This is a genomic window from gamma proteobacterium symbiont of Scutellera amethystina (assembly GCF_059730845.1).
The window spans coordinates 2,434,061-2,457,099 of record NZ_AP035935.1; the positions used below are offsets into that span (position 1 = coordinate 2,434,061).

Here is a 23,039-nt window from a genome sequence, read left to right on the forward strand (position 1 = left end):
TTCTCAGGCGGTTTTTTTTCGCGCCCGGGTCGGGTTAGCCCGGCCACAGCCAGTTACGTACTTCCGGCACGTCTTCACCGTATTCGCGCACGTAGCGGTGGTGCTCCGCGATGCGCTGCTGCAGGTCGTCGAGCAATTCAGGATGGCGATCGGCCAGGCCCGGCACATGCAAAATCGCCGCCTGCGCCAGATGATAGCGGTCCAGCTCGTTGAGCACCGTCATATCAAACGGCGTGGTGGTGGTGCCCTCTTCGTTGAAGCCGTGCACGTGGAAATTGGCGTGATTGCTGCGCTGATAGGTCAGACGATGAATCAGGCTGGGATAGCCATGAAAGGCGAAAATTACCGGTTTGTCGCGGGTAAACAGCGCATCGAAATCCTCTTCCGACTTGCCGTGCGGGTGCTGCTGCTGCGTCTGCAGCGCCAGCAGATCCACCACGTTGACTACGCGAATGCGCAGCGTGGGCAGATAGTTTCGCAGCAGATCCACCGCCGCCAGCGTCTCCATGGTGGGCACATCGCCGGCGCAGGCCATCACCACGTCCGGCTCGCCGTCATCGCTCGCCCAGCGCCATTCGCCCATACCCGCCTCACAGTGGGCAATGGCGCTGTCGATGTCCAGCCACTGCGGTGACGGCTGCTTGCCAGCGACAATCACGTTGATGCGATCCCAGGTGCGCAGACAGTGATCGCCCACCCACAGCAGGGTGTTCGCGTCTGGCGGCAGATAAATGCGCACGATATCCGCCTTTTTGTTCGCCACGTGATCGATAAAACCGGGATCCTGATGGCTGTAACCGTTGTGATCCTGGCGCCAGACATGTGAAGACAACAGATAGTTGAGCGAGGAGATCGGCTGACGCCAGCCCAGCTTGCGCGTCACCTTCAGCCATTTGGCGTGCTGATTGAACATCGAATCGATGATATGAATAAAGGCTTCATAGCAGTTAAACAGCCCGTGTCGTCCGGTGAGCAGATAGCCCTCCAGCCAGCCCTGACACTGGTGCTCGCTGAGAATTTCCATCACCCGGCCGTCACGCGCCAGCTGCTCATCATACGGTTCGATGTCCGCCATCCAGCTGCGGCTGGTGACGTCAAAGACCGGCGTCAGGCGATTCGAGGCGGTCTCATCTGGTCCGAACAGCCGGAAGTTATCGGCATTGCGCTGAAAAATCGCGCTGAGGTAGTGGCCGAACTGTTTAGTGGCTTCGCCGCGCTGGCTGCCCGGCGCGCCGGTGTCGAGCGCAAACTCGCGGATGTCCGGCGTGTTGAGCGTGCGTCGCAGCCGGCCGCCGTTGGCATAGGGCGAGGCGCTCATGCGTTTATCCCCCTGCGGCGCCAGCGCACGCAGTTCCGGCCTGAGCTTACCCGCCTCGTCAAACAGATCGTCCGGCTGATAGCTGCGCAGCCACTGCTCTAACACCTGCCGATGCGACGCGTCTTCGCGACACGCCGCCACCGGCACCTGATGCGCACGCCAGAAATCTTCCACTTTTTTACCGTCCACCTCTTTCGGGCCGGTCCAGCCCTTCGGGCTGCGCAGTACAATCATCGGCCAGCGCGGGATCGCCTGCTCTGTCTGCCCGCTGCGCGCCTGCTGCTGATAAGCGGCAATCTTATCAAACGCGTTATCCAGCGCTGCCGCCATCTGCTGGTGCATGTCGGCCGGCTCGTGCCCGCAGACAAACAGCGGCTCATAATTGTAACCGCTGAACAGCTGCTGCAGATCGTCATCACTGCTGCGCCCCAGCAGCGTCGGGTTGGCAATTTTGTAGCCGTTCAGATGCAGAATGGGTAGCACCGCACCATCACGCTGCGGATTGAGGAATTTGATGCCGTGCCAGCTGGCGGCAAGCGGCCCGGTTTCGGCTTCGCCGTCACCAATCACGCAGGGTACGACCAGCTGCGGATGATCGAAAACCGCGCCAAACGCATGCGACAGCGAATAGCCCAGCTCGCCGCCTTCATTAATCGAGCCCGGCGTTTCTGGTGCCGCATGGCTGGGAATGCCGCCGGGAAACGAAAACTGCTTAAACAGCCGCTGCATACCGGCGGCATCTTCACTGACGTGCGGATAGATTTCGCTGTAGCTGCCTTCGAGCCAGCTGTTCGCCACCATCCCCGGCCCGCCGTGCCCCGGGCCGCAGACGTACAGCAGATCCACCTCGCGCTGGCGGATGATGCGGTTGAGGTGCGCATAGATAAAGTTCAGGCCGGGCGTGGTGCCCCAGTGGCCGAGCAGACGTGGCTTGATATGCCCGGGCTGCAGTGGTTCGCGTAACAGCGGGTTGGACATCAGGTAGATTTGCCCGACGGACAGATAATTGGCGGCGCGCCAGTAGCGATCGATCAGCGCCAGTTCATCGGCGGCACTCGGATTGGTCATGCCCTCTTCTCCTTTGGTTAGCCATCAGTTAACCCTAATAGAGGATAGGCGATGCTGCGAGCCAGACGGTATTTCTGCACTGTTGCTATTAACCGCTACGCTTATTCAATCTTTCACGAAAATATAAGCGCAGCGGTAAAAGCTGTACATGTAAATATTTTTTCCATTTTGTGCACTATTTAATGGGTCGTGCCCCGCAAAACTGGCGCTTTTTCACTTTTGGTCTATTGTGCCTTCTACAGGTAATACCAGTAGAAAATAGAAAAATAAAAGGATCCTAAAATGGACTATAAAATGTTCGCTAACCGACTGCAGCAGTGGCCGCAGTTACATTTTACGGCGATTGAACTGCAGCAACGCGAGATGGCCTGCGAGATCTACGCCACGGCGGCTGAGCACCAGACCATGAGCCAGCTGTTTATTTGTCGCGTCAGTGATGAAAAAAATGCGCAGGAATTAATCAGGCAGTATCGCAGCTGGCTGCATAAATTTAATCTCGGTCGCAGCAGGCGCGATAATTCCCGCCCGCCGCGCAGCGTGTCGGTGAATGTTCCGGGCGCAATAAGCGCAGCGCTAAAATAGAGTTATCGGCATGCTTAACCATTTTTTAGTTGCATGAATCTGCTACAGCAGCGTATTACTATTCGCGCAGCGTGATAACACCTGGCAATGTGTCTGACTAATAACCTGTGCCATTTTCACTGACAGCAGAAAAAGGTGTTGGGTTGTTATCACCTGTGTAACACTGTACGGATATACAAGTCCCGGAGGTGACGTGAAACAAGTTAACCGTCCTGCACCGGATCTGTATGCGCTGATAGGCATCGCGGTGACGGAATTTATCAGGGAAGGTAGCGTATTCAGGATACATGACGTGACGCAGGTGCTGCATACGATGAAAGCAGAAGCGCGTGATGAGGATTTCCGGCATCGCTGCGATGCCGCAATAAGGCTACTGGCAGATCTTATGCACTGAACCGATCCCCGCCTGCGCGGGGACCACTACCTCAGGCGTCGTCTGGCGTATAACCCACCACAATTTCCAGCGTTCTGCGCAGCACACTTGCCTGCGCTTCGTCCTGTGTCGCTTCCAGCGCCATAATCAGACATAGAATGATGGATTTGTTACTGACGCGGCCTTCGCTGGCCAGCACGCTACGAATGACATCATTCAGTACCGCGGCCTCTTCACTCAATGCCACTCCGGCATCGCGAAAATGCGCCGCCAGTTCCGTGTCCGGCAGCGCAGAATAGAGAGAGTGATTCTCCGACATCGTTCTTTTCCCGTACTGTGAGCAATACAGTCAGATTATAATTTAACTGTCAGTCAGTGCTTGCGGCTGCCGCCACCCTGACCGTTGTGGCCAAACAGCGGATGCACATTATCGCGATCCGATTGTTCGCCACGCCGCTTTTGTCCAGCCGTCATGCTCGACCGGACTTCATCGATTGCCGTGCGAATCGCAGCCGCCTGCGCATCATCGCTGGCCTGCTGCTGCATAATGTGGAGCTCATCAAGCAACGCCTGGGTGGTGACCGGCCCGGAGCGCTGCAGCAGCGTTAACGCCGCTTCGCCGATGATCTCATCAATAAGAGTCTGGTGTTCGCTTCTGTTCATAACATAATAAATCTCTGCATGCTGCCTGCCCCGACCGGGAACGCGACAGAAAAACAGCGCCGCTATCCTGCGGCGCGATACAGCCCGTCACAAGTCATACATGCAGTGATACGTTATCAGAATGGCGTTTTCGTGTGTACAACCTGGACGCTTTCGCTTCGCTCTCAGCTCTCGCGTTCAAATAGCAGGCCAATCAGCTGGTGATAATGGTGCTCTTCTTCCGTGGTAGAAGCGAGCTCCAGACGACGCAGCAGCTTAGTACACAGCGATTTACGGTTCAGATTACGGCCTTCACGCAGGATTTCGACCACGACCTGGCCCAGCGTCTCCTGCTGCGAAGGCAGCGTGGCTTTGCTAAAATAGTTGGCAATCGCCTCGACTGAGTTCGGAGTGTATCCGTTCTGGCGCATAAGTGACTCCCGTTAACATTAAATTGTCAGAAAAATGTTCTGGCTAAGTTGTACAAGTTTTTCAAAATCTGTACAAGAGGATAAACAAGAGAATGGGGTTTTTTTGTTGCAAAAAGTGCTACCGAAAAGTTATTAACCCATGCATAAATTGAAATTTTTTAACATCGCCAACGCCCGATCAGGTCCACATTAATAATGAGTCGATAACGTATCGCTTCGTTATCAGTGCCACCTAATCTGCCTGTTACTTATTTCCTCTCGCGCTAACAATCGTTATTGGTGGTTGCAGCCGCTGCGCTTATCAGATATTACCGCACGTCATTTTTTCGTTCCCTGCAGCACGGCAGCTGGTGATATAAAATGCGTGCGGCGCAATGGACCACTCCCTGAATTGCGCCGCTGCGTTACCGATTAAGCCGCCTCAGGGTAGCTTAACTGATTACGCTGACTGCATTTATATTAAAGAAGGCGGTTTAAGCTTCCGCCGCTGCGGTTTTGCCGCGACGACTTACTTTTCCACCGCGTCTGCCCGCTTCTACTGCCCTTTCAGGACAGTTTTTAAAATTCCCGCTGCTGACGCTGCCGCCTTTTTTACCCGCTTCGCGAGCACGCTCGGTATTTTCTGCAAAATTACCTGCACCACCACGTCGTTGTGTCATATGTCACCCCATTGATAAAAATAATTAAGTAGTTAAACGACAGAATATCTCCACACAGGAACAATATGGATGGGATTGGAGATAAAACAACATTTAATATGCATATTTGCGCTGACAAAAAGCCATGCGCAAATGGTTATTTTCACCGCTGCGCTTATAGCGGGTTGCTTGTAAAGATTTTTTTTCAAACTTGTACAAAATAATTTTAGTGGTATAAAATCAATTAATTAACAAAAGTGTGATCTTTATCACAAACAAGTATTGAGAGATTGTTGCTATTTTTCAGTTTTATCTGAATTTTCCGGGATGATGGAAATATGACCGCTCACTTCCAGCACCGCGTATTTAATTTGATCGATGCGTTCCAGCCCCTGACCTGAACGCGCGGCCTCGAGGATATCTTCCCGACTGATGCCCGACATTTTTAGCCGCTGCGTTAATATCCGGCCATGCTCCACCAAAATCAGCGGTCCTCCCTCCGCCATTTGTTCGAATAGCGGAAAGCGCGCTTTGAGTTTGCCCAGCACAATATCAATAGTGATTAAGGTGATGATGGTGAGGCTGGCACCGGTAACGGAAAAGTCATCACCCAGCAATGCCTGCTGTGTGGCTTCGCTAATAATCAGCAGCAGAATCAAATCGAATGAGGTCATTTGCAGCAGTGTGCGTCGACCGGCAATTTTAAATACCACCATTAACAACAGATAAATGGCGGCTGCGCGTAATACCGTTTCCATAACGCTCTCCTTTTATGGGTAAATCCACTGCGATACCTTTACCGGTACCTGATGATTGACGTGCACGCTCAGCGCAACCCGTCCCGCCGCCTGCGGCTGAATCCCCAGCCAGATCACATGACCTTCTGCCGCCTCGCTGGCGTAAGTAAGCTGCAGCGTGTTATCCCGCGTGATGGCCTGCTGTGGCTGTGGCTGTAGCGTCTGGATCTGCAAATCGTCTAACGCGCCGCTGCCTAGCGTGACGGTGAAATGCTCGCCGCTCTGCGGTGCCACGCGAATCCGCAGGTTCATATTGCTGTCGATGCGACCAAAACGTTCATAGCGAATGCTGACGGAACCATCAGCCGACTGCGCCTGCCCGTCGCTTAATATGCCTTTGGAAAACAACCCGCAGGCACCCAGGATCACAATCACCATTAGCACGTATTCACCGATACGCTGTATAACGCTCTCCCTGCGTTGCCAGCGCATATCCTCCTGCACCGGATAATCACGGCTGGCTAACTCATCTTTCTTCATGGTGTTATTCCTCTTGCAGTTAATTAGCTGACATCATGTCGCTCCGGTTATTCCCTCTTCGTTCTGAATTTTAAGCTTAGCGGTAAACGCCGGGAGCTTCGGTAACAGTTTAATTCGGCTGAGCAGCGGTGCAGAAATTACGCCTATAATTCGGATGCACGCCGCTGGCAATGCATATGAGCAGCGGCAGAGACGGCGTTTATTAATTTCACTCTGACAAGGGATACAGAATATGGATGAAGAACTGGTTAATTTAGCGACCGAAGTGGGTAATAAATTACTGGCCGCCGGCCTGAGCGTCACCACCGCCGAATCCTGCACCTCTGGCTGGGTCGGTTCCGCGCTGGCGGCCGCCAGCGACAGTAGCCGCTTTTACAGCAGTGGCTTTATTACTTACACCAATCAGGCGAAGCAGCGCGTGCTGGGCGTCAGCGCAGAGACGCTGGCGCGTGATACCGCCGTCAGTGAAGCCGCGGTACGGGAGATGGCCTGCGGCGCGAAAAAGCTCTCCGGGGATACGCTGGCTATTGCCGTCAGTGGCTATGCCGGCCCGGACGGCGGTGAGGACGGCACGCCAGCCGGCACCGTGTGGTTTGCATGGTGTCTGGCAGATGGCAGCGTGCACACCAGCCGGCAGTGGTTTTCAGGTGAAGGTGAAGAAGTGGTGCGCAAAGCAACCCTTTTTAGTCTGGCGGAATTGAACCGTCTGCTCGACGCTATTTAGCGCCGCTTCGCCGTTCAATGATTAAACGTAAATAAATAAGCCGGGCGGATAAAATTCCCACCGGAGGAAAATGTGTTGAGCATAAATAATCATCAGGCGGGTTAAAAGCGAGACCGTAATATGGACCGGCTCGCTAAAAATAGCGTGGTTATTTTACACCACAATCTCCAGCCTTCTCATTAATATAGCGTTAGCGAGGCGTGAAAAATATAACCGTCGCGCTTGTCAGTGAGGCAGCCTGCATTAGTATTAAGTGTGCAAAACATGCATGGCGGCAGATGCGTCATGTTATTTATTACTCATCACGAGGTAATAGTATGACAGAGCATAGAGGCGGTTCAGGTAATTTCGCAGAAGACAAAGAGAAAGCATCTGAAGCGGGTAAAAAAGGCGGACAAAACAGCGGCGGTAATTTCAAAAACGACCGTGAGAAAGCGTCCGAAGCCGGCAAAAAAGGCGGACAGAATAGCCATCGCGATTCCTGATGCGCTGTAACGCAGAGTAAGGAATGTCTCGGAGCAGGGAATGCTCCGTCATCAACAGGATGACAGGGATTTATTGCTTCGTTTCATTCCCTCTCTTAATCGCGTTATCACTTAATGGCTTCAGCCTCCCGTTAATCACCGATTCGGAGAATATTCCATGAAAGTTAAATCGCTACTCGATCTTTTTATTCACGATCTTTCGGACGTTTACAGCGCGGAGAAACAGATCACCCGTGCGTTACCCAAACTGGTCCGGGCAGCCTCCGATGAAAGTTTAAAAAACGCTTTTCAGCAACATCTGGAAGAGACCCAGGGACAAATTGAGCGCCTCGATCAGGTCGTAGAGAGCCACGATGAGCTGCGTATCATGCGTATGAAGTGCCATGCGCTGGAAGGCCTGGTAGAAGAAGCGCAGGAGCTGATTGAATCCACCGAAGCCGGCCCGGTGCGCGATGCTGGCCTGATCGGCGCGGCGCAGAAGGTTGAGCACTATGAAATCGCCACCTACGGCACGCTGGTGGCCATGGCGAAAAAGCTGGAGCTCAACCAGGCCGCAGAGCTGCTGGCCGCCACATTAGCCGAAGAAAAATCCACCGATGAAAAACTCACGGATATCGCGGAAAAGCAGTAACGCGACTGCCGTACAACGGAGGTATATATGACGACCACATCCGCACTTTCGCATTATCACGACTGGCTGCGCGACGCTCATGCCATGGAAAAACAGGCCGAAACCATGCTCGAACAGATGGCAAAACGCCTGGAAAACTACCCGCAGCTGCGTGCACGTATTGAGCAGCACATCGAAGAAACCCGCCAGCAGCAGTCTTTGCTGGAATCCATTCTCGACCGTCACGGCATTTCCCACTCCAGCGTGAAAGACGTCATGGGGAAAATGGCCGCCATGGGCCAGGCCTTTGGCGGTACCTTCGCGGAAGACGAAGTGGTGAAAGGCGCTATCAGCGGCTACGTGTTCGAGAATGCCGAGATTGGCAGCTACACCAGCCTGATTAGCGCCGCCACGCGTGCCGGGGATCAGGAGAGCGTGGCCATTCTCAAACAGATCTGTGAACAGGAGATCGCGATGGCGGACTGGATGTTAACGCACATGCCTGAACTGACCGATCAGTTCCTGCTGCGCAGCGAAGACCCGGACGCGAAAGCGAAACGCTGATTTTCTCTTTTCGTAAGAGACTTTTTGAGGTGAGCTATGTTTCGACACGTTAAGAAACTGCAGTACACGGTGCGCGTCAGTGCGCCGAACCCGGGCCTGGCCAATCTGCTGTTAGAGCAGTTTGGCGGTCCGCAGGGCGAACTGGCTGCGGCCATGCGCTATTTTACCCAGGGCCTCGGCGATGAGGATTTAGGACGCCGCGACCTGCTGATGGATATCGCTACCGAGGAGCTCAGCCATCTTGAGATTATCGGCTCGCTGGTTGGCATGCTCAATAAAGGCGCCAAAGGCAAGCTGGCCGAAGGCACTGAAGAGGAAGGCGAACTGTATCGCTCAATCACGGGTGCCGGTAACGATAGCCATCTGACTTCGATTCTTTATGGCGGTGGTCCGCCGCTGACCAACTCCGGCGGCGTGCCATGGACCGCGGCTTACGTGGATACTATCGGGGAAGTGACGGCCGATCTGCGTTCAAATATCGCCGCCGAAGCGCGCGCCAAAATCATCTATGAACGCCTGATCAACGTCACTGACGATGTCGGCGTTAAGGATGCGTTAGGCTTCCTGATGACGCGTGAAGCCGCGCACCAGCTTTCGTTTGAGAAAGCGCTGTACTCCATTCGCGACAACTTCCCACCGGGCAAGCTGCCGCCAATTGAGCAGTATGCGCACAACTACTACAACATGTCAGAAGGTGATGACGTGCGTGGTAGCTGGAACTCCGATGACAACTTCGATTATGTGGCCGATCCGCAACCGGCGGTGGATGGCGGCGATGGTCTGCCTTCTGTGACGCTGTCGCCGGATGAGCAGCGCGACATTGACGCGCTGGCCGCACGCACCGCGTCCGATCCGCTGATCGATCCGATCACCGGGGCGGAAGCAGGCAGCAAGAAGGCGCCCTGACGTTCAGTCAGACCAGGCAGTGACACGTTTTTTTCTCGCGCAGTAACTGGCCCCTGGCCCACGGCGTTTCCCTGACGGGAACGCCGTTTTTTTCGTCCGGCTGTCTGTAACCACCCTGTTCTTTTCCCCACCAGCAACCTGGCCGGACAGATCGATTTCTGCTTCTCATTTTTCCTGCATCTGACCTATACTGTTTTTATATACAGTATTTTCAGGGTACCGATGATGTATGCATTGGTCGACGTAAACTCTTTCTACGCCAGCTGCGAAACCGTGTTTCGCCCGGATCTGCGCGGCAGGCCGCTCGTGGTGCTGTCAAACAACGATGGCTGCATTATCTCGCTGAGCCGCGAAGCGAAGGCGCTCGGCATCAAAATGGGTGCGCCGTGGTTCAAGCATCGCGACGAGCTGATGCGCCATCAGGTGGTGGTGTTTTCATCCAACTATGCGCTGTACGGCGATATGTCGGCGCGCGTGATGGAGACGCTCGACCGGCTGGCGCCGCGCGTGGATGTCTACTCGATTGACGAGGCCTTTCTTGATGTCAGCGGAATTGAAGGCTACACCTCGCTGACGCGCTTTGGACAGCAGGTACGTGACTGCCTGTGGAAAGAGACGCACCTGAAAGTGGGCGTCGGCATCGCGCCAACGAAAACCCTCGCCAAGCTGGCTAACTGGGCGGCCAAACGCTGGACCAAAGCCGAAAACGTCATGGACCTCTCTGATCCGGCGCGCCAGCGCGGCCTGATGCAGCGGGTGGGCGTAGAGGAAGTGTGGGGCGTCGGCCGCCGTTTATCGAACAAGCTGAACCTGATGGGCATTCAAACCGCTCTGCAACTGGCGGAGACGCCCACTGCGCTGATTCGCAAGCATTTCGGCGTGGTGCTGGAGCGCACCGTGCGCGAGCTGCGCGGCGAACCGTGCCTGGCATTTGAAGAGGTGATTCCGCACCGGCAAAATATCCTCTGCTCGCGCTCGTTTGGCGATCGCATTACCGACTATCAGGATATGCGTGAAGCCATCGCCAGCTATGCAGCGCGCGCGGCGGAGAAACTGCGCAGCGAGCGCCAGTATTGCCGCTACATCGGCACCTTTATCCGCACCAGCCCGCACGATCCGCATCAGCCCTACTATGCCAACGCCGCCAGCCAGACGCTGATTACCCCTACCGCCGACAGCCGCGACATCATTCAGGCCACGCTCAACTGCCTGGATCGCATCTGGATCCCCGGCAAGCGCTACCTGAAAGGCGGCGTAATGCTGGGCGACTTTTTCAGCGACGGGGTGGCGCAGCTTGATCTGTTTGCTGACTATCAGCCGCGCCGTAACAGCGATCAGCTGATGGCGCTGATGGATAAGATCAACGCCCACCAGCGCGGTGCCTTGTGGTTTGCCGGTCAGGGCATTCAGAAACCCTGGGCGATGAAACGCGACATGCTGTCTCCGGCTTACACCACGCGTATTAGTGACGTGCCGCGCGTGAAGGCAAAGTGACTTAATCTCTCTCCCGCGGCGACCCTGAACCTGTCACGCTACTCGGAATAATCGCAAGGCGGCGGGAGAGAAAATTGATAATTCACACCAATCGATACGCGATTAATGATGAAATTAATTTACAGATAATTGATCAATATCGGGTGCTGACGAATACAGCACTTAATGCTTAAACTTCACTGCCCTAAATGGCCGACGCTATTTTAAAATCAATGAAAATTTATTGCCGGCGCATCACAACAAAAACAAATCCATATCAAAAGGTTAGCCATAATTAAAATTGCCGCATCAGCAAAATGAGATAAAGCGCACCATTATAATATTGCGCAACCATTAAGGCCGTGATATTTAAATCTGGACTTTACAATAAACTTACAAAGAGGGAAAAATGAAAATTAACCTTATGGGTTTGATGGTGATGCTCGTTATCCTGTTAAGTGGATGTTCGTCGACGGGGGGTGAGGATAAATACAGCGCGACCTACGTTCAGTCACACATTAAAGAAGGGAAAACCACCAAGGCGGAAGTGCAGCAGCTTTATGGTGTCCCGGATGATAATCAAAAATCCTCTCAGGGCACCACCTGGATTTACGAGAAAAATGCGGATTACAGCAGCGCCTCTTCGCTGCTGGGCTACATCCCGGGAGCGGGAGCCGTATCCGGCGCGTTAGGTATGGCAAACTCAGCAAGTGAAGTATCCTCTACGGCAGGCAAAATGGCAGATAAACGTAGTGGAAATACCGAAATACACGGTAATAGACTCTATATCACTTTTAATAATAGCGATATTGTAGATTACTGGAGTATCCGTTAATCCGCACCGACAGAAAGCCATTTACCTGATGCGGCTCAGCTGAGCCGCATTATTCTATTTAAACAAGAATATTATCTGCTTCGTATCATCCGGGCTATTACGCGCAAAATAAACCACGACATCTCACCGCTGAATAACGTTTTATCGCGCAGGTAAAAGCGCCGCTGGCAGATCGGCTGGCGTTTCCCGTGCGGCGCAAATCGTCTGCGCGCAATGGCACGGCGCTACGGGCTAAGCCGCGCCAGGTTGCGCCAGAAATGTTAACAGAAAGCGGCTTGAATTCAGCGTGCTGAACCCCCACTCTAACGCTTTCGCCCTGACAGGAGTAAAACAATGGCAACCGAATATGCGATTATCGCGGGTGGCTGTTTCTGGTGCACCGAAGCAGTATTTAAAGATGTGATTGGCGTCGAGTCAGTCGAAAGTGGTTACACCGGCGGTGAACGTCCTAATCCCACCTACGAGCAGGTGTGCAGCGGCGCGACCGGCCACGCCGAAGCGATTCGCGTAGGCTTCGATCCGGAGAAGGTGAGCTACGGCGATCTGCTGGACATCAGCTTTGCCACCCACGATCCCACACAGCTGAACCGTCAGGGTAATGATGTCGGCACCCAGTACCGTTCGGCAATTTTCCCGGCTAACGCGGAGCAGGAAGCCGAAGCGATTGCGGCAATTGCCCGCGCGCAGGAAGATCACAGCGAGCCGGTGGTGACCACTATCGAGCCGCTGAAAGCCTGGTATCCGGCAGAAGATTATCATCAGGATTACTGGGATGGCGCGGGTCAGCGCAACGGTTACTGCCTGGCGGTGATCCCGCCGAAGCTGCAGAAACTGCGTAAAAGCTTCGCGAACCGGGTGAAACAGGCCTAACCCGCCCGCACTCCCCCACGGAAGGTCGTCATCGCTGACGGCCTTCCTGCATTTAGCGCGACCCGCTGCGGATTATCCGTCATAATAGCCCCCCGTTTTCCGCAGAGCACGACCATGATCTCACCACAGCAAGCCACGCCGGTGCGCAGGCGACCGATGAAGCTCAACACCCTGGTAACGCTGATGCTCAGCGCGGTGATTGTGCTGGTGCTGCTGAGCGTACACATGTTTTATTTCTTCCAGATTGGCGCCGCGACGCGCAGCCAGCTGGAGGATAAAGCCATGGCGGTGGCGCGCACGCTGGCGAAATCACCTGAAATTCAGCAGGCGCTGCGCCTGCCGCCCGACCGGGCCGCTATCCAGCCCATCGCCAAAGCGGTGGAAGAGAGCAACCATCTGCTGTTTATCAGCATCACCAACATGGATGGCATCCGCTACTCGCACCGTAATCCGGAGCTGGTGGGCAAACACTTTATCGGCCCGGACATCGAACCGGCGCTGCGCGGCAACGAGAATGTCTCCGTGAATCAGGGCTCGCTGGCCAAATCGCTGCGCGTGTTTACCCCGGTGTATGACGCCCAGCAGCGGCAGATTGGCGTGGTGGCTATCGGCATCTCGCTGGAGGCGGTCACCGACCAGATCAACCAGAGTCGCTGGAGCATTCTGTGGACCATTCTGATCGGCACTTTTGCCGGCGCGGTTGGCACCTTCATTCTGGTGCGCGTGCTGAAGCGTATCCTGTTCGGCCTCGAGCCATACGAAATTTCCACCCTGTTTGAGCAGCGCCAGGCGATCCTCAACTCCGTCAAGGAAGGCGTGGTGGCGATGGACGATCAGGGCGAGGTGACGCTGGTCAATCAGGCGGCGCGCCAGCTGCTGAGCGATAAAATGGGCAGCAGCGTGGTGAGTACCGCGCGCATTTATGATGCCTCGGTGATCGACCAGCATCTGCAGGAAGTGCTCAACGGCGGTCGCGCACGGCGCGATGAGGAGCTCAACGTCAATGGCCGACTGCTGCTGAGCAACACCGTGCCGGTGCGCAGTCAGGGACGCATTATCGGCGCGGTCTGCACCTTCAGGGACAAGACCGAAATCAGCCAGCTGATGCAGCGTCTGACCGGCATGGTAAACTATGTTGATGCCCTGCGTGAGCGCTCGCACGAGTTCATGAATAAGCTGCATGTGATCCTCGGCCTGCTGCACATGAAAAATTATGCGCAGGTAGAAGCCTATATTCTGAAGACCGCTAATAACTATCAGACGGAAATCGGCTTCCTGCTGGAGAAGATCAAATCACCGGTGATTGCCGGTTTTCTGCTCAGCAAAATTAACCGCGCCTCTGATTGCGGCCATCGTCTGACCATCAGCGATGCCAGTTACCTGCCGGACAGCGGCAACGAGCAGCAGATGGCGGCGCTGATCACCGTGGTCGGCAACCTGGTGGAGAATGCGCTGGATGCGATGAGTGAGCAGACCGAGGGCGAAATCCACGTCATGCTGCACTATCAGAACGGCTGGCTGACCTGTGAAGTGAGCGATGACGGACCGGGTATTGCGCCGCAGCATCTGGCAACCGTGTTTGACAAGGGCTTCTCAACCAAAGGCGAGGATCGCGGGGTCGGCCTGTTCCTGCTGAAACAGCAGACGGAGCACCTCGGCGGCAGCGTCAGCGTGGAGTCCGAGCCCGGCGTGTTCACCCAATTTTTAGTCCAACTTCCGTGGGATGGAGGAACCAAACCGCATGATTAACGTGTTAGTGGTCGACGATGACGCCATGGTGGCCGAGCTGAACCGCAGCTTTATCGGCCAGGTACCGGGCTTTCACTGCGTGGGTACCGCCGCGACGCTGCAGCAGGCGCGCGAGTTCCTGTTCAATAGCGAAACGCCGATCGACCTGGTGCTGCTGGATATCTATATGCAGCAGGAGAACGGGCTCGATCTGCTGCCGGAGCTGCGCCAGGCGCAGAGTTCAGTGGAAGTGATCATCATTTCGTCAGCGGCCGACGCGGAGAATATCAAAACCTCGCTGCACTACGGCGTGGTCGACTACCTGATCAAACCGTTCCAGTTCCCGCGTTTTGAAGAGGCGCTGACCGGCTGGCGGCAGAAAAAATCGCTGATGGACAACCAGCACTACTACCAGCAGTCGGACCTCGATCTGCTGATGCACGGCAGCCCGGCCACCCAGCACGACAACAAACGGCTGCCGAAAGGCTTAACGCCGCAGACGCTGCGCACGCTGTGTCAGTGGATTGACGCCCACCCCGGCCATGAGTTTTCTACCGACGAGCTGGCGGCCGAAGTGAACATTTCACGCGTTTCGTGTCGCAAGTACCTGATCTGGCTGGCGCAGATTAATATCCTGTTCACCAGCATTCACTACGGTGCCACCGGCCGCCCGGTGTATCGCTATCGCCTGCAGCCGGAGTACCATTCGCTGCTGCAGCAGTACTGTCAGTGACGCAGCTGCCAGCTGAAATCCAGCTGGCTGAAGCGGAAATGGCGCGCCGGCGAGCAGATAATCTGCCGATTGCGGGTGACAAACACAGCGTCGATATCAGGCTGGCCGGCGAGATACGCCAGCCCCTGCTCTACGCCCATGCCGTACAGCAGCGTGGTATAGATATCGCCATCCAGCGAGCGATCGGCAATCACCGTCACGCTCAATAACTCATTGTCCAGCGGATAGCCGGTGTGCGGATCAAAGATGTGATGCCAGCAGCGGCCGTCGCGTTCAAAGTAGCGCTCATAAATCCCGGACGTCACCACCGATTTGCCCTGCACCTGCAGCGTACCCAGCAGCTCATCGTCCCGGCCAAACGGTTTTTTGAGCCCGATGCCCCAGCCCTGCGGCTGATGCGGCGGGCTGCCGAGCGTCTGCACATTGCCACCGAGATTAATCAGCGCCTGCGCAACACCCTGCTGACGCAGAAATGCCTGCACCACATCGGCGATGTAGCCTTTCGCGATGGCGCCCAGATCGATCTCCATGCCCGGCAGCGGCAGAAACACCGAGTGCTGTTCGGCATCGAGTACCACCTGATGCGGATCGGTGAGGCGCAGCAGCGCCTCAATCTCCGCTGCGGGCGGCACTTCTCGTCCCTGAAAACCAATCTTCCAGCGTTTCACCACCGGACCGATGGTGAAGTTAAACGCGCTGTCCGGCAGGATGCTCACCGCGTGCGCCACACTAATCAGCGCAAACACCGGCGCGCTCACCACCACCGGATGGCGTCCGGCGGCGTGATTAATGGCCATCACTTCGGATTCGGCGCGGTTGACGGTAAACAGGTTTTCCTGCTGTTTGATCAGGCGAAAGACCTGGCTGGCCAGCGTGGGATTGTCTTCGAACAGTTTGAGCAGAATGGGCGAACCCATGAGGACGGCAGAATAGGAATGGACGCCAGCGTCGCTTGTCATTGTGGCCCCGCAAGAGAACGATGCCCGCAGGGCGCGGGCATCGTGATAGCTTAGTTACCTAACGCCAGTTTAGCGGCATTACGACCCGCTTTGATACCAAAGATAATGATATCGGCGACGGCGTTACCGCCGATGCGGTTCGCACCGTGGATGCCGCCGACCACTTCACCCGCCGCCCAGGCACCAGGAATCACCTGTTTCTGCGCGTCAAGCACCGCAGTCTCAGTGTTGATGGTCACGCCGCCCATGGTGTGGTGCACGCCCGGTGCGATACGAATCGCGAAGAACGGACCCTGATTGAGCGGATGACGCAGCGCGGTGGCACGGCCAAAGTCTTCGTCTTTCTGGTTAAGCACAAACTCATTGTAACGGCCCAGCGTGCTTTGCAGCGTTTCCTGATCCATGTTGAGTTTCACCGCCAGCTCGTGAGGCGTTGGCGCGCTAATCACAAAGCCTTTGGCGATGTATTCGTCCGCCGCTTTGTTGTTGGCACGTACCTGCTCATCGAACACAATCCACGCGCTTTTTTCCGGCAGCGCGATAATCTCGGCAGAAACTTTGTCACGGGTTTCCATTTCATTGTAGAAACGCTTACCGGCCTGGCTGACCAGAATCGCCCCGCCGCCGCGCATCGCTTCGGAAATCAGGTACGAGGTGGTCTGCTCAACGGTTGGGTGAATCTGGATTTCGCCCATGTCGACAGTCTCGGCGCCAATTTTCTGCAGCATGGCGATACCGCTGCCGGTGGCGCCTTTGTGGTTGGTGGTGACGAAACCATCCAGCTCCGGACGGTATTTCACCACCATCTCGCGGTTGGCGCTGAAGCCACCGGTGGCCACAATCACGCTTTTCGCATTCAGGATGCGGCTGTCGTTGTACTCATCGACCACTTTCACGCCGGTCACCGCACCGTTTTCAAACAGGATCTCGGCCACTGAGGTTTCCAGCAGCACTTCGATGTTGCGCTGGTTAACATTTTTCACCAGGCCGCTAATCAGGAAGCCGCCCACCGCCGAGCGATCTTCCGGACGGTGCGTACGGTCAATGCTCATGCCGCCGGTGATGGTGATATCGCTCAGCTCAATGTCTTTCGCCGCCAGCCACTCAATGGCTTCTGGCGCACGCTCAACGAACTCACGCAGCAGCACCGGGTTGTTTTTGAATTTGCCGCCTTTCAGCGTTTCCTCGTAGAACAGCTCTTTGCTGTCTTCGATGCCTTTCAGTTTCTGATAACGGGTTTCCGCCGCGTTCATCCCCACCGACGCTTTGATGGTGTTACCGCCAATGGTGGGCATCTTCTCAATGATCACCACGCGCGCGCCGTCATCGTGCGCCTGAATCGCCGCCGCCAGACCGGCCCCGCCGGTACCCACCACCACCACATCGTAATTGACCGGCGCATTCGGGTTACCGCCCTCTTCAATCACATACTCTTTGCTGGAGGTGGTGAGCGCGCGCGATACCGCTTTCTTCAGCGCCTCACTCTGCGTGGTAGCGCCGGTAATGGCATCGACGTGCGGGCTGTTCGCCACCAGAATACGTTCACGCAGGCTTTCAAAGGTGCTGGTGAAATCGACGTCGAGGTTAGGATCCGGCACCAGCGAAATGTCGGTAATACGGTCGGTGTCGAGCGTTACGTTGATTTTCAGCTTCAGCGCTTCGGCTTCCACTTTCGCCTGGTAAACGCCGGCTTTGTACTTACGATGGCCATCGCTGACGTCACGGATCATCGCATCCACCAGCGAGAAGCGCCACAGCGGTTCCGGAATGTTCAGCGCTTCGCGTTTGGTGCTGTCGATGTACAGATCCATGTGCTCATTTTTGATGATGCGATCGGCCCAGTCTGGATAGGCAATACAGGCTTTACCAATCGCCACCAGATCGAAGCCCGAGGCCAGCGCCAGTTCGGCATCCTCTTTGTTCACCACGCCGCCAACGCCAATCACCGGCACTTTCGCCAGCGTCGCCGAGCGCTGTTCAATGTATTTGCTGATTAACGGCGTCGGATCCTGGGTGTCGACAATCGACGGACGCAGCAGCTGGCCGACGGAGAAGTGCACGTAATCCAGCCCGCGCGCCGCCAGTTTTTCCAGCAGGTACAGCGTGTCGTCCCAGCGGATACCGGGCACTTCCAGCTCTTCCGGCGAGAAGCGATAGCCGATGATGAAATCCGCTGCGGCGAAGCGCTCCGCCATTTTGTGGGTGATTTCCAGCACTTCCAGCGGGAAGCGCGCGCGGTTGTCGCGGCTGCCGCCCCATTTGTCGTCGCGCTGGTTAGAGTTCGGCGAGTAGAACTGCTGAATCAGGTAGGTGTTAGCGCCGTGGATCTCCACGCCGTCGAAGCCGGCTTTGATGGCGCGGTTCACCGCATCACCAAACTTAGTGATCATCACCTCCACTTCTTCCGCCGTCAGCGCCTGCGGGGTGCTGGCACCTTCACGCGGCGCGGCGATAGCGCTGGGCGCGACCGGGGTTTTCCCGCCGATCAGCGCCGGCTCAACCATGCGGCCGCCGTGGTAAATCTGCAGAATGGCTTTGGAACCCTGGGACTTGATGGCGTGCGCAATTCTGGCCAGGCCGGGAATTTTGTTGTCGCTGTCGATGCCGATAGCGCCCGGGAACGCCGGACCGCGGTTATCGATAAAGGCGCACTCGACGATCACGGTGCCGATGCTGCCGGCACGCACGCGATAATACTCAACGAGATCGCTGGTCACGCCGCCGTCGTAATAGCCGGTACAGGTGGTCATCGGGGCCATCACCAGGCGGTTTTTCAGCACCGCCCCTTTCGGTAAGGTCAGCGGATTAAGAATCGGGGTGAGCGTATTCATGATGAGCAACTCCAGAATTAAGAAATCGTGTATTCAATTCTTTGGCAGTTCGGAGGTCTTTATAATTAATTTAAGTGGTCCGACTTCATGGTATAAATATACCATTTTATTTAGTTACATAACCCAGAATGTTAGTTATATAAGTTTTACGCGTGAAAATACTTTTATTGCTCATTGCTGAAATCCGCGCTCCGCTAAGTTTTAACCAATACTTGACAAAAATCAACTTTTTCCTTACATTTAAAACAAATGACGTAATATCAAAGAGATAAAAAGCGACCTTCGCCCAATTATGGCGGTATTTTTGCCGTTCCGTTCACTTTTAACACATATTTTACACCTGTTGGTTCATTTATTACGGCGCAAAACGTTAAAACAAAAAACCCGCTAATAATTTTATTGATCCAGATCAAAATAGATATTTTAATTAATCGCATCATAGCGTCATTCAATTGATAATTCGCGAAGCAAAATTGCAATAACGAAGATTCATGTAAAAGACACTTTAAAACGTCCCGGTTGATCTGCTACAAGCGTTTCGTAACTAAAAAAATCAACCCGACCGGGCCGTCAATCGCATTCCCATAACTTGCAGACCAAAACTATGAATACACAAACAACCCAGAGTGAACCCCTAAAGGCGCCACCTGCCGCACCGGGGAAAAAGAACCGGCTAGTCATGTTGTGCCTGCCGATCGTGGTTGCCGTGCTGTTGCTGCTGGTGCCCACCCCTGCCGGGCTGGAGCCGTACGCGTGGCACTTCTTCGCCATCTTCGTCGGGGTGATTGTCGGCCTGATCTTCGAACCGCTGCCGGGCGCGGTCATCGGCCTGACCGGTGTGGTGATCATCGCGCTGTTCAGCCAGTACGTGCTGTTCAGCCCGGCAGAACTGGCCGATCCGAAGTTCAAAACGGCCGGACAGGCGTTTAAATGGGCGGTGAGCGGCTTCGGCAACTCCACCGTGTGGCTGATTTTCGGCGCCTTCATGTTTGCCGCTGGCTACGATAAAACCCAGTTCGGTCGCCGCCTGGCGCTGATTCTGGTGAAATATCTCGGCCGTCGCAGCCTGACGCTCGGCTATGCCATCACCTTTGCCGACCTGCTGCTGGCACCGTTTACGCCGTCCAACACCGCGCGCAGCGGCGGGACGATCTATCCCATCATTGCCAACCTGCCGCCGCTGTACGGTTCTAAACCTAACGACCCAAGCGCACGCAAAATTGGTTCTTACCTGATGTGGGTTGCTATCACCGCCGCCTGTATCACCAGCTCAATGTTCCTCTCCGCGCTGGCCCCTAACCTGCTGGCGCTGGCGCTGGTAAAAAGCGTGGTTGGCTTTGATATCTCGTGGGGCATGTGGTTCCTCGCCTTCCTGCCGCTGGGGATCCTGCTGATTCTCACCATGCCGCTGCTGGCTTACTGGCTCTATCCACCAGAAGTGAAAGTGAATGACGAAGTGCCACGCTGGGCTAAAGCCGAGCTGGAGAAACTGGGTCCGCTGTCGCGCAATGAAATTCTGCTGCTGGTGTTCGTGGTCGCTGCGCTGATGATGTGGATCTTCGCCACTGCGTGGATTGAACCGGCGATGGCCGCCCTGCTGGTTATCGTGCTGATGCTGTGGACCGGCGTGCTGAACTGGAACGACATCACCAGCAATAAAGCCGCCTGGAACACCTTTGCCTGGTTTGCCACGCTGGTCGCGCTGGCTGATGGTCTGGCGCGCGTGGGCTTCATCGCCTGGCTGGGTAAAGAAGGGGCGCTGCTGCTGCACGGCTACGACCCGCAGGTTTCAGCGGTGGTACTGCTGGTCGCCTTCTACCTGCTGCACTATCTGTTCGCCAGCACCACGGCGCACACCACCGCCCTGCTGCCTGCCATGCTGACCATCGCCGCGTCGATTCCAGGCATCAACATGCCGGTGTTCTGCCTGATGATGTGTACCTCACTGGGTGTGATGGGCATTATCACCCCGTACGGCACAGGCCCAAGCCCGATTTACTACGGTAGCGGCTACCTGCCAACCAAAGACTACTGGCGTCTCGGTACCATCTTTGGTGCCCTGTTCCTGGTGGCGCTGATGGTCATTGCCTACCCGTGGATGGTGATGATGTTCTGATGATGTTGCTTTGATGTTAAAAACGCAGCCGCGTAATAACGTTAAAGTGGTATGATACTCGCCAGTCAGCTCTTGCCGCGGACTGGCGAGAGAAAATCGAATAACAGATCGCCTAATTTGTCGCCCGTCATGCTGGCGGGCAACACGAAGCTAAGTGAGCCAACATGTCGAACAAACCCTTCTACTACCAGAATCCCTTTCCTCTCGCCAAAGATGATACCGAGTACTATCTGCTGAGCCGCGACCATGTTTCGGTGGCCAACTTTGACGGTGAAGAAGTCCTGAAAGTCGACCCGAAAGCGCTGACGCTGCTGGCGCAGCAGGCGTTCCACGATGCCTCTTTCATGCTGCGCGCGTCACATCAGCAGCAGGTGGCGTCGATTCTGGCGGACGATGAAGCCAGCCAGAACGACAAATACGTGGCGCTGCAGTTCCTGCGTAACTCAGAAATCGCCGCCAAGGGCGTGCTGCCGACCTGCCAGGACACCGGCACCGCCATCATCATGGGTAAAAAAGGCCAGCGCGTCTGGACCGGCGGCGGCGATGAAGCCGCGCTGTCTCAGGGCGTTTACAACACCTTTATCGAAGATAACCTGCGCTACTCGCAGAACGCGCCGCTCGATATGTACAAAGAGGTCAACACCGGCACCAACCTGCCGGCGCAGATCGATCTCTACAGCGTTGACGGCGACGAATACAAATTCCTGTGCATCGCCAAAGGTGGCGGTTCTGCTAACAAAACTTATCTGTATCAGGAAACCAAAGCGCTGATCACACCAGCGAAGCTGAAAAACTACCTGATCGATAAAATGATGTCGCTCGGCACGGCGGCCTGTCCGCCGTACCACATTGCGTTTGTCATCGGCGGCACTTCCGCTGAGAGCACGCTGAAAACCGTCAAGCTGGCGTCAACCCACTATTACGATTCGCTGCCGACCGAAGGCAACGAACACGGTCAGGCGTTTCGTGACGTGCAGCTGGAACAGGAACTGCTGGAAGCCTCGCAGAAACTCGGCCTCGGCGCGCAGTTTGGCGGTAAATATTTTGCTCACGATATCCGCGTGGTGCGTCTGCCGCGTCACGGCGCATCCTGCCCGGTGGGCATGGGCGTTTCCTGCTCGGCTGACCGCAACATCAAAGCCAAAATTAACCGCGAAGGCATCTGGATCGAGAAGCTGGAAGACAACCCAGGCCGCTATATCCCGGAAGCGCTGCGTCAGCAGGGCGAAGGCGAAGTGGTCAGCGTCGATCTCAATCGCCCGATGAGCGAGATCCTTGCCCAGCTCTCCGCTTACCCGGTGGCGACGCGTCTGTCGCTGAACGGCACCATCATCGTGGCGCGTGATATTGCGCACGCCAAACTGAAAGAGCGCATCGACAACGGCGAAGGTCTGCCGCAGTACATCAAAGATCACCCGGTGTACTATGCGGGCCCGGCGAAAACGCCGGAAGGTTACGCGTCCGGTTCACTCGGTCCGACCACCGCCGGCCGCATGGACTCCTACGTCGATCTGCTGCAGGCTAACGGCGGCAGCATGGTGATGCTGGCCAAAGGTAACCGCAGCCAGCAGGTCACGGATGCCTGCCATAAACACGGCGGCTTCTATCTGGGCAGTATTGGCGGCCCGGCGGCGGTGCTGGCGCAGCAGAGCATTAAGAGTCTGGAGTGCGTGGAGTATGCCGAACTGGGCATGGAAGCGATCTGGAAAATTGAAGTGGAGAACTTCCCGGCGTTCATCCTGGTGGATGACAAAGGCAACGACTTCTTCCAGCAGATCCACAACCAGTGTGCTGCCTGCGTGAAATAAGCCGGCCTGCAATAAAAAAATCCGCGGCGTAAAAGCTGCGGATTTTTTTTGTCTGCCAGCCCCTGCTG

23 protein-coding genes are annotated in these 23,039 nt (G+C 55.6%); 14 read left to right on the forward strand and 9 right to left on the reverse strand.

Features of this window, described 5'->3' with window-relative positions; genetic code table 11:
* Positions 1-34: 34 nt before the first annotated feature.
* Positions 35-2,386, reverse strand: a complete 2,352-nt coding sequence (locus AC6I79_RS11335; protein ID WP_159378251.1) for a phosphoketolase family protein — start codon at positions 2,384-2,386, stop codon at positions 35-37.
* A 282-nt stretch (positions 2,387-2,668) separates the two neighbouring features.
* On the opposite strand from AC6I79_RS11335, the gene AC6I79_RS11340 reads away from it, so the two are divergent.
* Positions 2,669-2,968 (forward strand): hypothetical protein, encoded by a 300-nt coding sequence (locus AC6I79_RS11340; RefSeq protein ID WP_021506321.1) that lies wholly within the window; start codon positions 2,669-2,671, stop codon positions 2,966-2,968.
* Between the two features lie 193 nt (positions 2,969-3,161).
* A complete protein-coding gene (locus AC6I79_RS11345; protein WP_058769662.1) occupies positions 3,162-3,362 on the forward strand; it encodes a hypothetical protein in 201 nt (66 codons plus the stop codon).
* A 31-nt stretch (positions 3,363-3,393) separates the two neighbouring features.
* On the opposite strand, the gene AC6I79_RS11350 is transcribed toward AC6I79_RS11345, so the two are convergent.
* The 6 genes from AC6I79_RS11350 to AC6I79_RS11375 all read right to left on the reverse strand — a co-directional run bounded on the left by AC6I79_RS11350 (position 3,394) and on the right by AC6I79_RS11375 (position 6,329).
* Complete coding sequence (locus AC6I79_RS11350; RefSeq protein WP_021506323.1) at positions 3,394-3,660, reverse strand: biofilm development regulator YmgB/AriR family protein; 267 nt, start codon at positions 3,658-3,660, stop codon at positions 3,394-3,396.
* Positions 3,661-3,713: 53 nt separating this feature from the next.
* Positions 3,714-4,004, reverse strand: coding sequence for a hypothetical protein (locus AC6I79_RS11355; protein ID WP_058769661.1), 291 nt, complete (start codon positions 4,002-4,004; stop codon positions 3,714-3,716).
* Positions 4,005-4,168: 164 nt separating this feature from the next.
* Positions 4,169-4,414, reverse strand: a complete 246-nt coding sequence (ycgZ, locus tag AC6I79_RS11360) for a regulatory protein YcgZ (RefSeq protein ID WP_021506325.1) — start codon at positions 4,412-4,414, stop codon at positions 4,169-4,171.
* A 473-nt stretch (positions 4,415-4,887) separates the two neighbouring features.
* On the reverse strand, positions 4,888-5,073 hold the full coding sequence (locus AC6I79_RS11365; RefSeq protein ID WP_071813571.1) for a con-10 family general stress protein: 186 nt from the start codon (positions 5,071-5,073) through the stop codon (positions 4,888-4,890).
* 275 nt (positions 5,074-5,348) lie between these two features.
* Positions 5,349-5,810: a DUF421 domain-containing protein gene (locus AC6I79_RS11370; RefSeq protein ID WP_021506327.1), complete on the reverse strand. Its 462-nt coding sequence runs from the start codon at positions 5,808-5,810 to the stop codon at positions 5,349-5,351.
* A gap of 12 nt (positions 5,811-5,822) precedes the next feature.
* Positions 5,823-6,329 (reverse strand): hypothetical protein, encoded by a 507-nt coding sequence (locus tag AC6I79_RS11375; protein ID WP_021506328.1) that lies wholly within the window; start codon positions 6,327-6,329, stop codon positions 5,823-5,825.
* A gap of 232 nt (positions 6,330-6,561) precedes the next feature.
* Between AC6I79_RS11375 and AC6I79_RS11380 the strand changes: the two genes are divergently transcribed.
* The 10 genes from AC6I79_RS11380 (at position 6,562) to dcuR (ending at position 15,257) form a co-directional block, all read left to right on the forward strand.
* Positions 6,562-7,053, forward strand: a complete 492-nt coding sequence (locus AC6I79_RS11380; protein WP_058769659.1) for a nicotinamide-nucleotide amidohydrolase family protein — start codon at positions 6,562-6,564, stop codon at positions 7,051-7,053.
* Positions 7,054-7,370: 317 nt separating this feature from the next.
* Positions 7,371-7,538 (forward strand): con-10 family general stress protein, encoded by a 168-nt coding sequence (locus AC6I79_RS11385; protein WP_021506330.1) that lies wholly within the window; start codon positions 7,371-7,373, stop codon positions 7,536-7,538.
* A gap of 157 nt (positions 7,539-7,695) precedes the next feature.
* Positions 7,696-8,169 carry a YciE/YciF ferroxidase family protein gene (locus AC6I79_RS11390; RefSeq protein ID WP_021506331.1) on the forward strand — a complete coding sequence of 158 codons (474 nt, stop codon included), beginning with the start codon at positions 7,696-7,698 and terminating at the stop codon, positions 8,167-8,169.
* 27 nt (positions 8,170-8,196) lie between these two features.
* A complete protein-coding gene (locus tag AC6I79_RS11395; RefSeq protein WP_021506332.1) occupies positions 8,197-8,712 on the forward strand; it encodes a ferritin-like domain-containing protein in 516 nt (171 codons plus the stop codon).
* 36 nt (positions 8,713-8,748) lie between these two features.
* The gene (locus AC6I79_RS11400) at positions 8,749-9,618 is read left to right on the forward strand and encodes a manganese catalase family protein (RefSeq protein ID WP_058757631.1); all 870 of its coding nucleotides are present in this window, start codon (positions 8,749-8,751) and stop codon (positions 9,616-9,618) included.
* A 225-nt stretch (positions 9,619-9,843) separates the two neighbouring features.
* Positions 9,844-11,112 carry a translesion error-prone DNA polymerase V subunit UmuC gene (gene umuC, locus AC6I79_RS11405; RefSeq protein WP_159378428.1) on the forward strand — a complete coding sequence of 423 codons (1,269 nt, stop codon included), beginning with the start codon at positions 9,844-9,846 and terminating at the stop codon, positions 11,110-11,112.
* A 388-nt stretch (positions 11,113-11,500) separates the two neighbouring features.
* Complete coding sequence (locus tag AC6I79_RS11410) at positions 11,501-11,926, forward strand: hypothetical protein (RefSeq protein WP_223815622.1); 426 nt, start codon at positions 11,501-11,503, stop codon at positions 11,924-11,926.
* 333 nt (positions 11,927-12,259) lie between these two features.
* Positions 12,260-12,796, forward strand: a complete 537-nt coding sequence (gene msrA / locus AC6I79_RS11415) for a peptide-methionine (S)-S-oxide reductase MsrA (RefSeq protein ID WP_059010355.1) — start codon at positions 12,260-12,262, stop codon at positions 12,794-12,796.
* 114 nt (positions 12,797-12,910) lie between these two features.
* Positions 12,911-14,545: a sensor histidine kinase gene (locus AC6I79_RS11420; protein ID WP_058769658.1), complete on the forward strand. Its 1,635-nt coding sequence runs from the start codon at positions 12,911-12,913 to the stop codon at positions 14,543-14,545.
* Positions 14,538-15,257 (forward strand): two-component system response regulator DcuR, encoded by a 720-nt coding sequence (dcuR, locus tag AC6I79_RS11425; protein ID WP_021506339.1) that lies wholly within the window; start codon positions 14,538-14,540, stop codon positions 15,255-15,257. The genes AC6I79_RS11420 and dcuR overlap by 8 nt, the downstream gene beginning before the upstream one ends.
* Here dcuR and AC6I79_RS11430 read toward each other — a convergent pair.
* Together AC6I79_RS11430 and AC6I79_RS11435 are read right to left on the reverse strand one after the other, a co-directional pair.
* Complete coding sequence (locus tag AC6I79_RS11430; protein ID WP_498027292.1) at positions 15,251-16,216, reverse strand: FAD:protein FMN transferase; 966 nt, start codon at positions 16,214-16,216, stop codon at positions 15,251-15,253. The two genes, dcuR and AC6I79_RS11430, sit on opposite strands and share 7 nt — an antisense overlap.
* Before the next feature lie 50 nt (positions 16,217-16,266).
* The gene (locus tag AC6I79_RS11435; protein ID WP_498027293.1) at positions 16,267-19,047 is read right to left on the reverse strand and encodes a flavocytochrome c; all 2,781 of its coding nucleotides are present in this window, start codon (positions 19,045-19,047) and stop codon (positions 16,267-16,269) included.
* 604 nt (positions 19,048-19,651) lie between these two features.
* Here AC6I79_RS11435 and AC6I79_RS11440 point away from each other — a divergent pair.
* Together AC6I79_RS11440 and fumA are read left to right on the forward strand one after the other, a co-directional pair.
* Positions 19,652-21,163: an anion permease gene (locus tag AC6I79_RS11440; protein WP_058769656.1), complete on the forward strand. Its 1,512-nt coding sequence runs from the start codon at positions 19,652-19,654 to the stop codon at positions 21,161-21,163.
* Positions 21,164-21,327: 164 nt separating this feature from the next.
* Positions 21,328-22,971: a class I fumarate hydratase FumA gene (gene fumA, locus AC6I79_RS11445; RefSeq protein ID WP_058769655.1), complete on the forward strand. Its 1,644-nt coding sequence runs from the start codon at positions 21,328-21,330 to the stop codon at positions 22,969-22,971.
* Positions 22,972-23,039: the final 68 nt, after the last annotated feature.

What these genes read in the sequence shown, in the direction of transcription:
- AC6I79_RS11335 (WP_159378251.1), bottom strand. Translation starts at nt 2,386, where the DNA reads ATGACCAATCCGAGTGCCGCCGATGAACTGGCGCTGATCGATCGCTAC.
- AC6I79_RS11340 (WP_021506321.1), top strand. Translation starts at nt 2,669, where the DNA reads ATGGACTATAAAATGTTCGCTAACCGACTGCAGCAGTGGCCGCAGTTA.
- AC6I79_RS11350 (WP_021506323.1), bottom strand. Translation starts at nt 3,660, where the DNA reads ATGTCGGAGAATCACTCTCTCTATTCTGCGCTGCCGGACACGGAACTG.
- AC6I79_RS11355 (WP_058769661.1), bottom strand. Translation starts at nt 4,004, where the DNA reads ATGAACAGAAGCGAACACCAGACTCTTATTGATGAGATCATCGGCGAA.
- ycgZ (WP_021506325.1), bottom strand. Translation starts at nt 4,414, where the DNA reads ATGCGCCAGAACGGATACACTCCGAACTCAGTCGAGGCGATTGCCAAC.
- AC6I79_RS11365 (WP_071813571.1), bottom strand. Translation starts at nt 5,073, where the DNA reads ATGACACAACGACGTGGTGGTGCAGGTAATTTTGCAGAAAATACCGAG.
- AC6I79_RS11370 (WP_021506327.1), bottom strand. Translation starts at nt 5,810, where the DNA reads ATGGAAACGGTATTACGCGCAGCCGCCATTTATCTGTTGTTAATGGTG.
- AC6I79_RS11375 (WP_021506328.1), bottom strand. Translation starts at nt 6,329, where the DNA reads ATGAAGAAAGATGAGTTAGCCAGCCGTGATTATCCGGTGCAGGAGGAT.
- AC6I79_RS11380 (WP_058769659.1), top strand. Translation starts at nt 6,562, where the DNA reads ATGGATGAAGAACTGGTTAATTTAGCGACCGAAGTGGGTAATAAATTA.
- AC6I79_RS11385 (WP_021506330.1), top strand. Translation starts at nt 7,371, where the DNA reads ATGACAGAGCATAGAGGCGGTTCAGGTAATTTCGCAGAAGACAAAGAG.
- AC6I79_RS11390 (WP_021506331.1), top strand. Translation starts at nt 7,696, where the DNA reads ATGAAAGTTAAATCGCTACTCGATCTTTTTATTCACGATCTTTCGGAC.
- AC6I79_RS11395 (WP_021506332.1), top strand. Translation starts at nt 8,197, where the DNA reads ATGACGACCACATCCGCACTTTCGCATTATCACGACTGGCTGCGCGAC.
- AC6I79_RS11400 (WP_058757631.1), top strand. Translation starts at nt 8,749, where the DNA reads ATGTTTCGACACGTTAAGAAACTGCAGTACACGGTGCGCGTCAGTGCG.
- umuC (WP_159378428.1), top strand. Translation starts at nt 9,844, where the DNA reads ATGTATGCATTGGTCGACGTAAACTCTTTCTACGCCAGCTGCGAAACC.
- AC6I79_RS11410 (WP_223815622.1), top strand. Translation starts at nt 11,501, where the DNA reads ATGAAAATTAACCTTATGGGTTTGATGGTGATGCTCGTTATCCTGTTA.
- msrA (WP_059010355.1), top strand. Translation starts at nt 12,260, where the DNA reads ATGGCAACCGAATATGCGATTATCGCGGGTGGCTGTTTCTGGTGCACC.
- AC6I79_RS11420 (WP_058769658.1), top strand. Translation starts at nt 12,911, where the DNA reads ATGATCTCACCACAGCAAGCCACGCCGGTGCGCAGGCGACCGATGAAG.
- dcuR (WP_021506339.1), top strand. Translation starts at nt 14,538, where the DNA reads ATGATTAACGTGTTAGTGGTCGACGATGACGCCATGGTGGCCGAGCTG.
- AC6I79_RS11430 (WP_498027292.1), bottom strand. Translation starts at nt 16,216, where the DNA reads ATGACAAGCGACGCTGGCGTCCATTCCTATTCTGCCGTCCTCATGGGT.
- AC6I79_RS11435 (WP_498027293.1), bottom strand. Translation starts at nt 19,047, where the DNA reads ATGAATACGCTCACCCCGATTCTTAATCCGCTGACCTTACCGAAAGGG.
- AC6I79_RS11440 (WP_058769656.1), top strand. Translation starts at nt 19,652, where the DNA reads ATGAATACACAAACAACCCAGAGTGAACCCCTAAAGGCGCCACCTGCC.
- fumA (WP_058769655.1), top strand. Translation starts at nt 21,328, where the DNA reads ATGTCGAACAAACCCTTCTACTACCAGAATCCCTTTCCTCTCGCCAAA.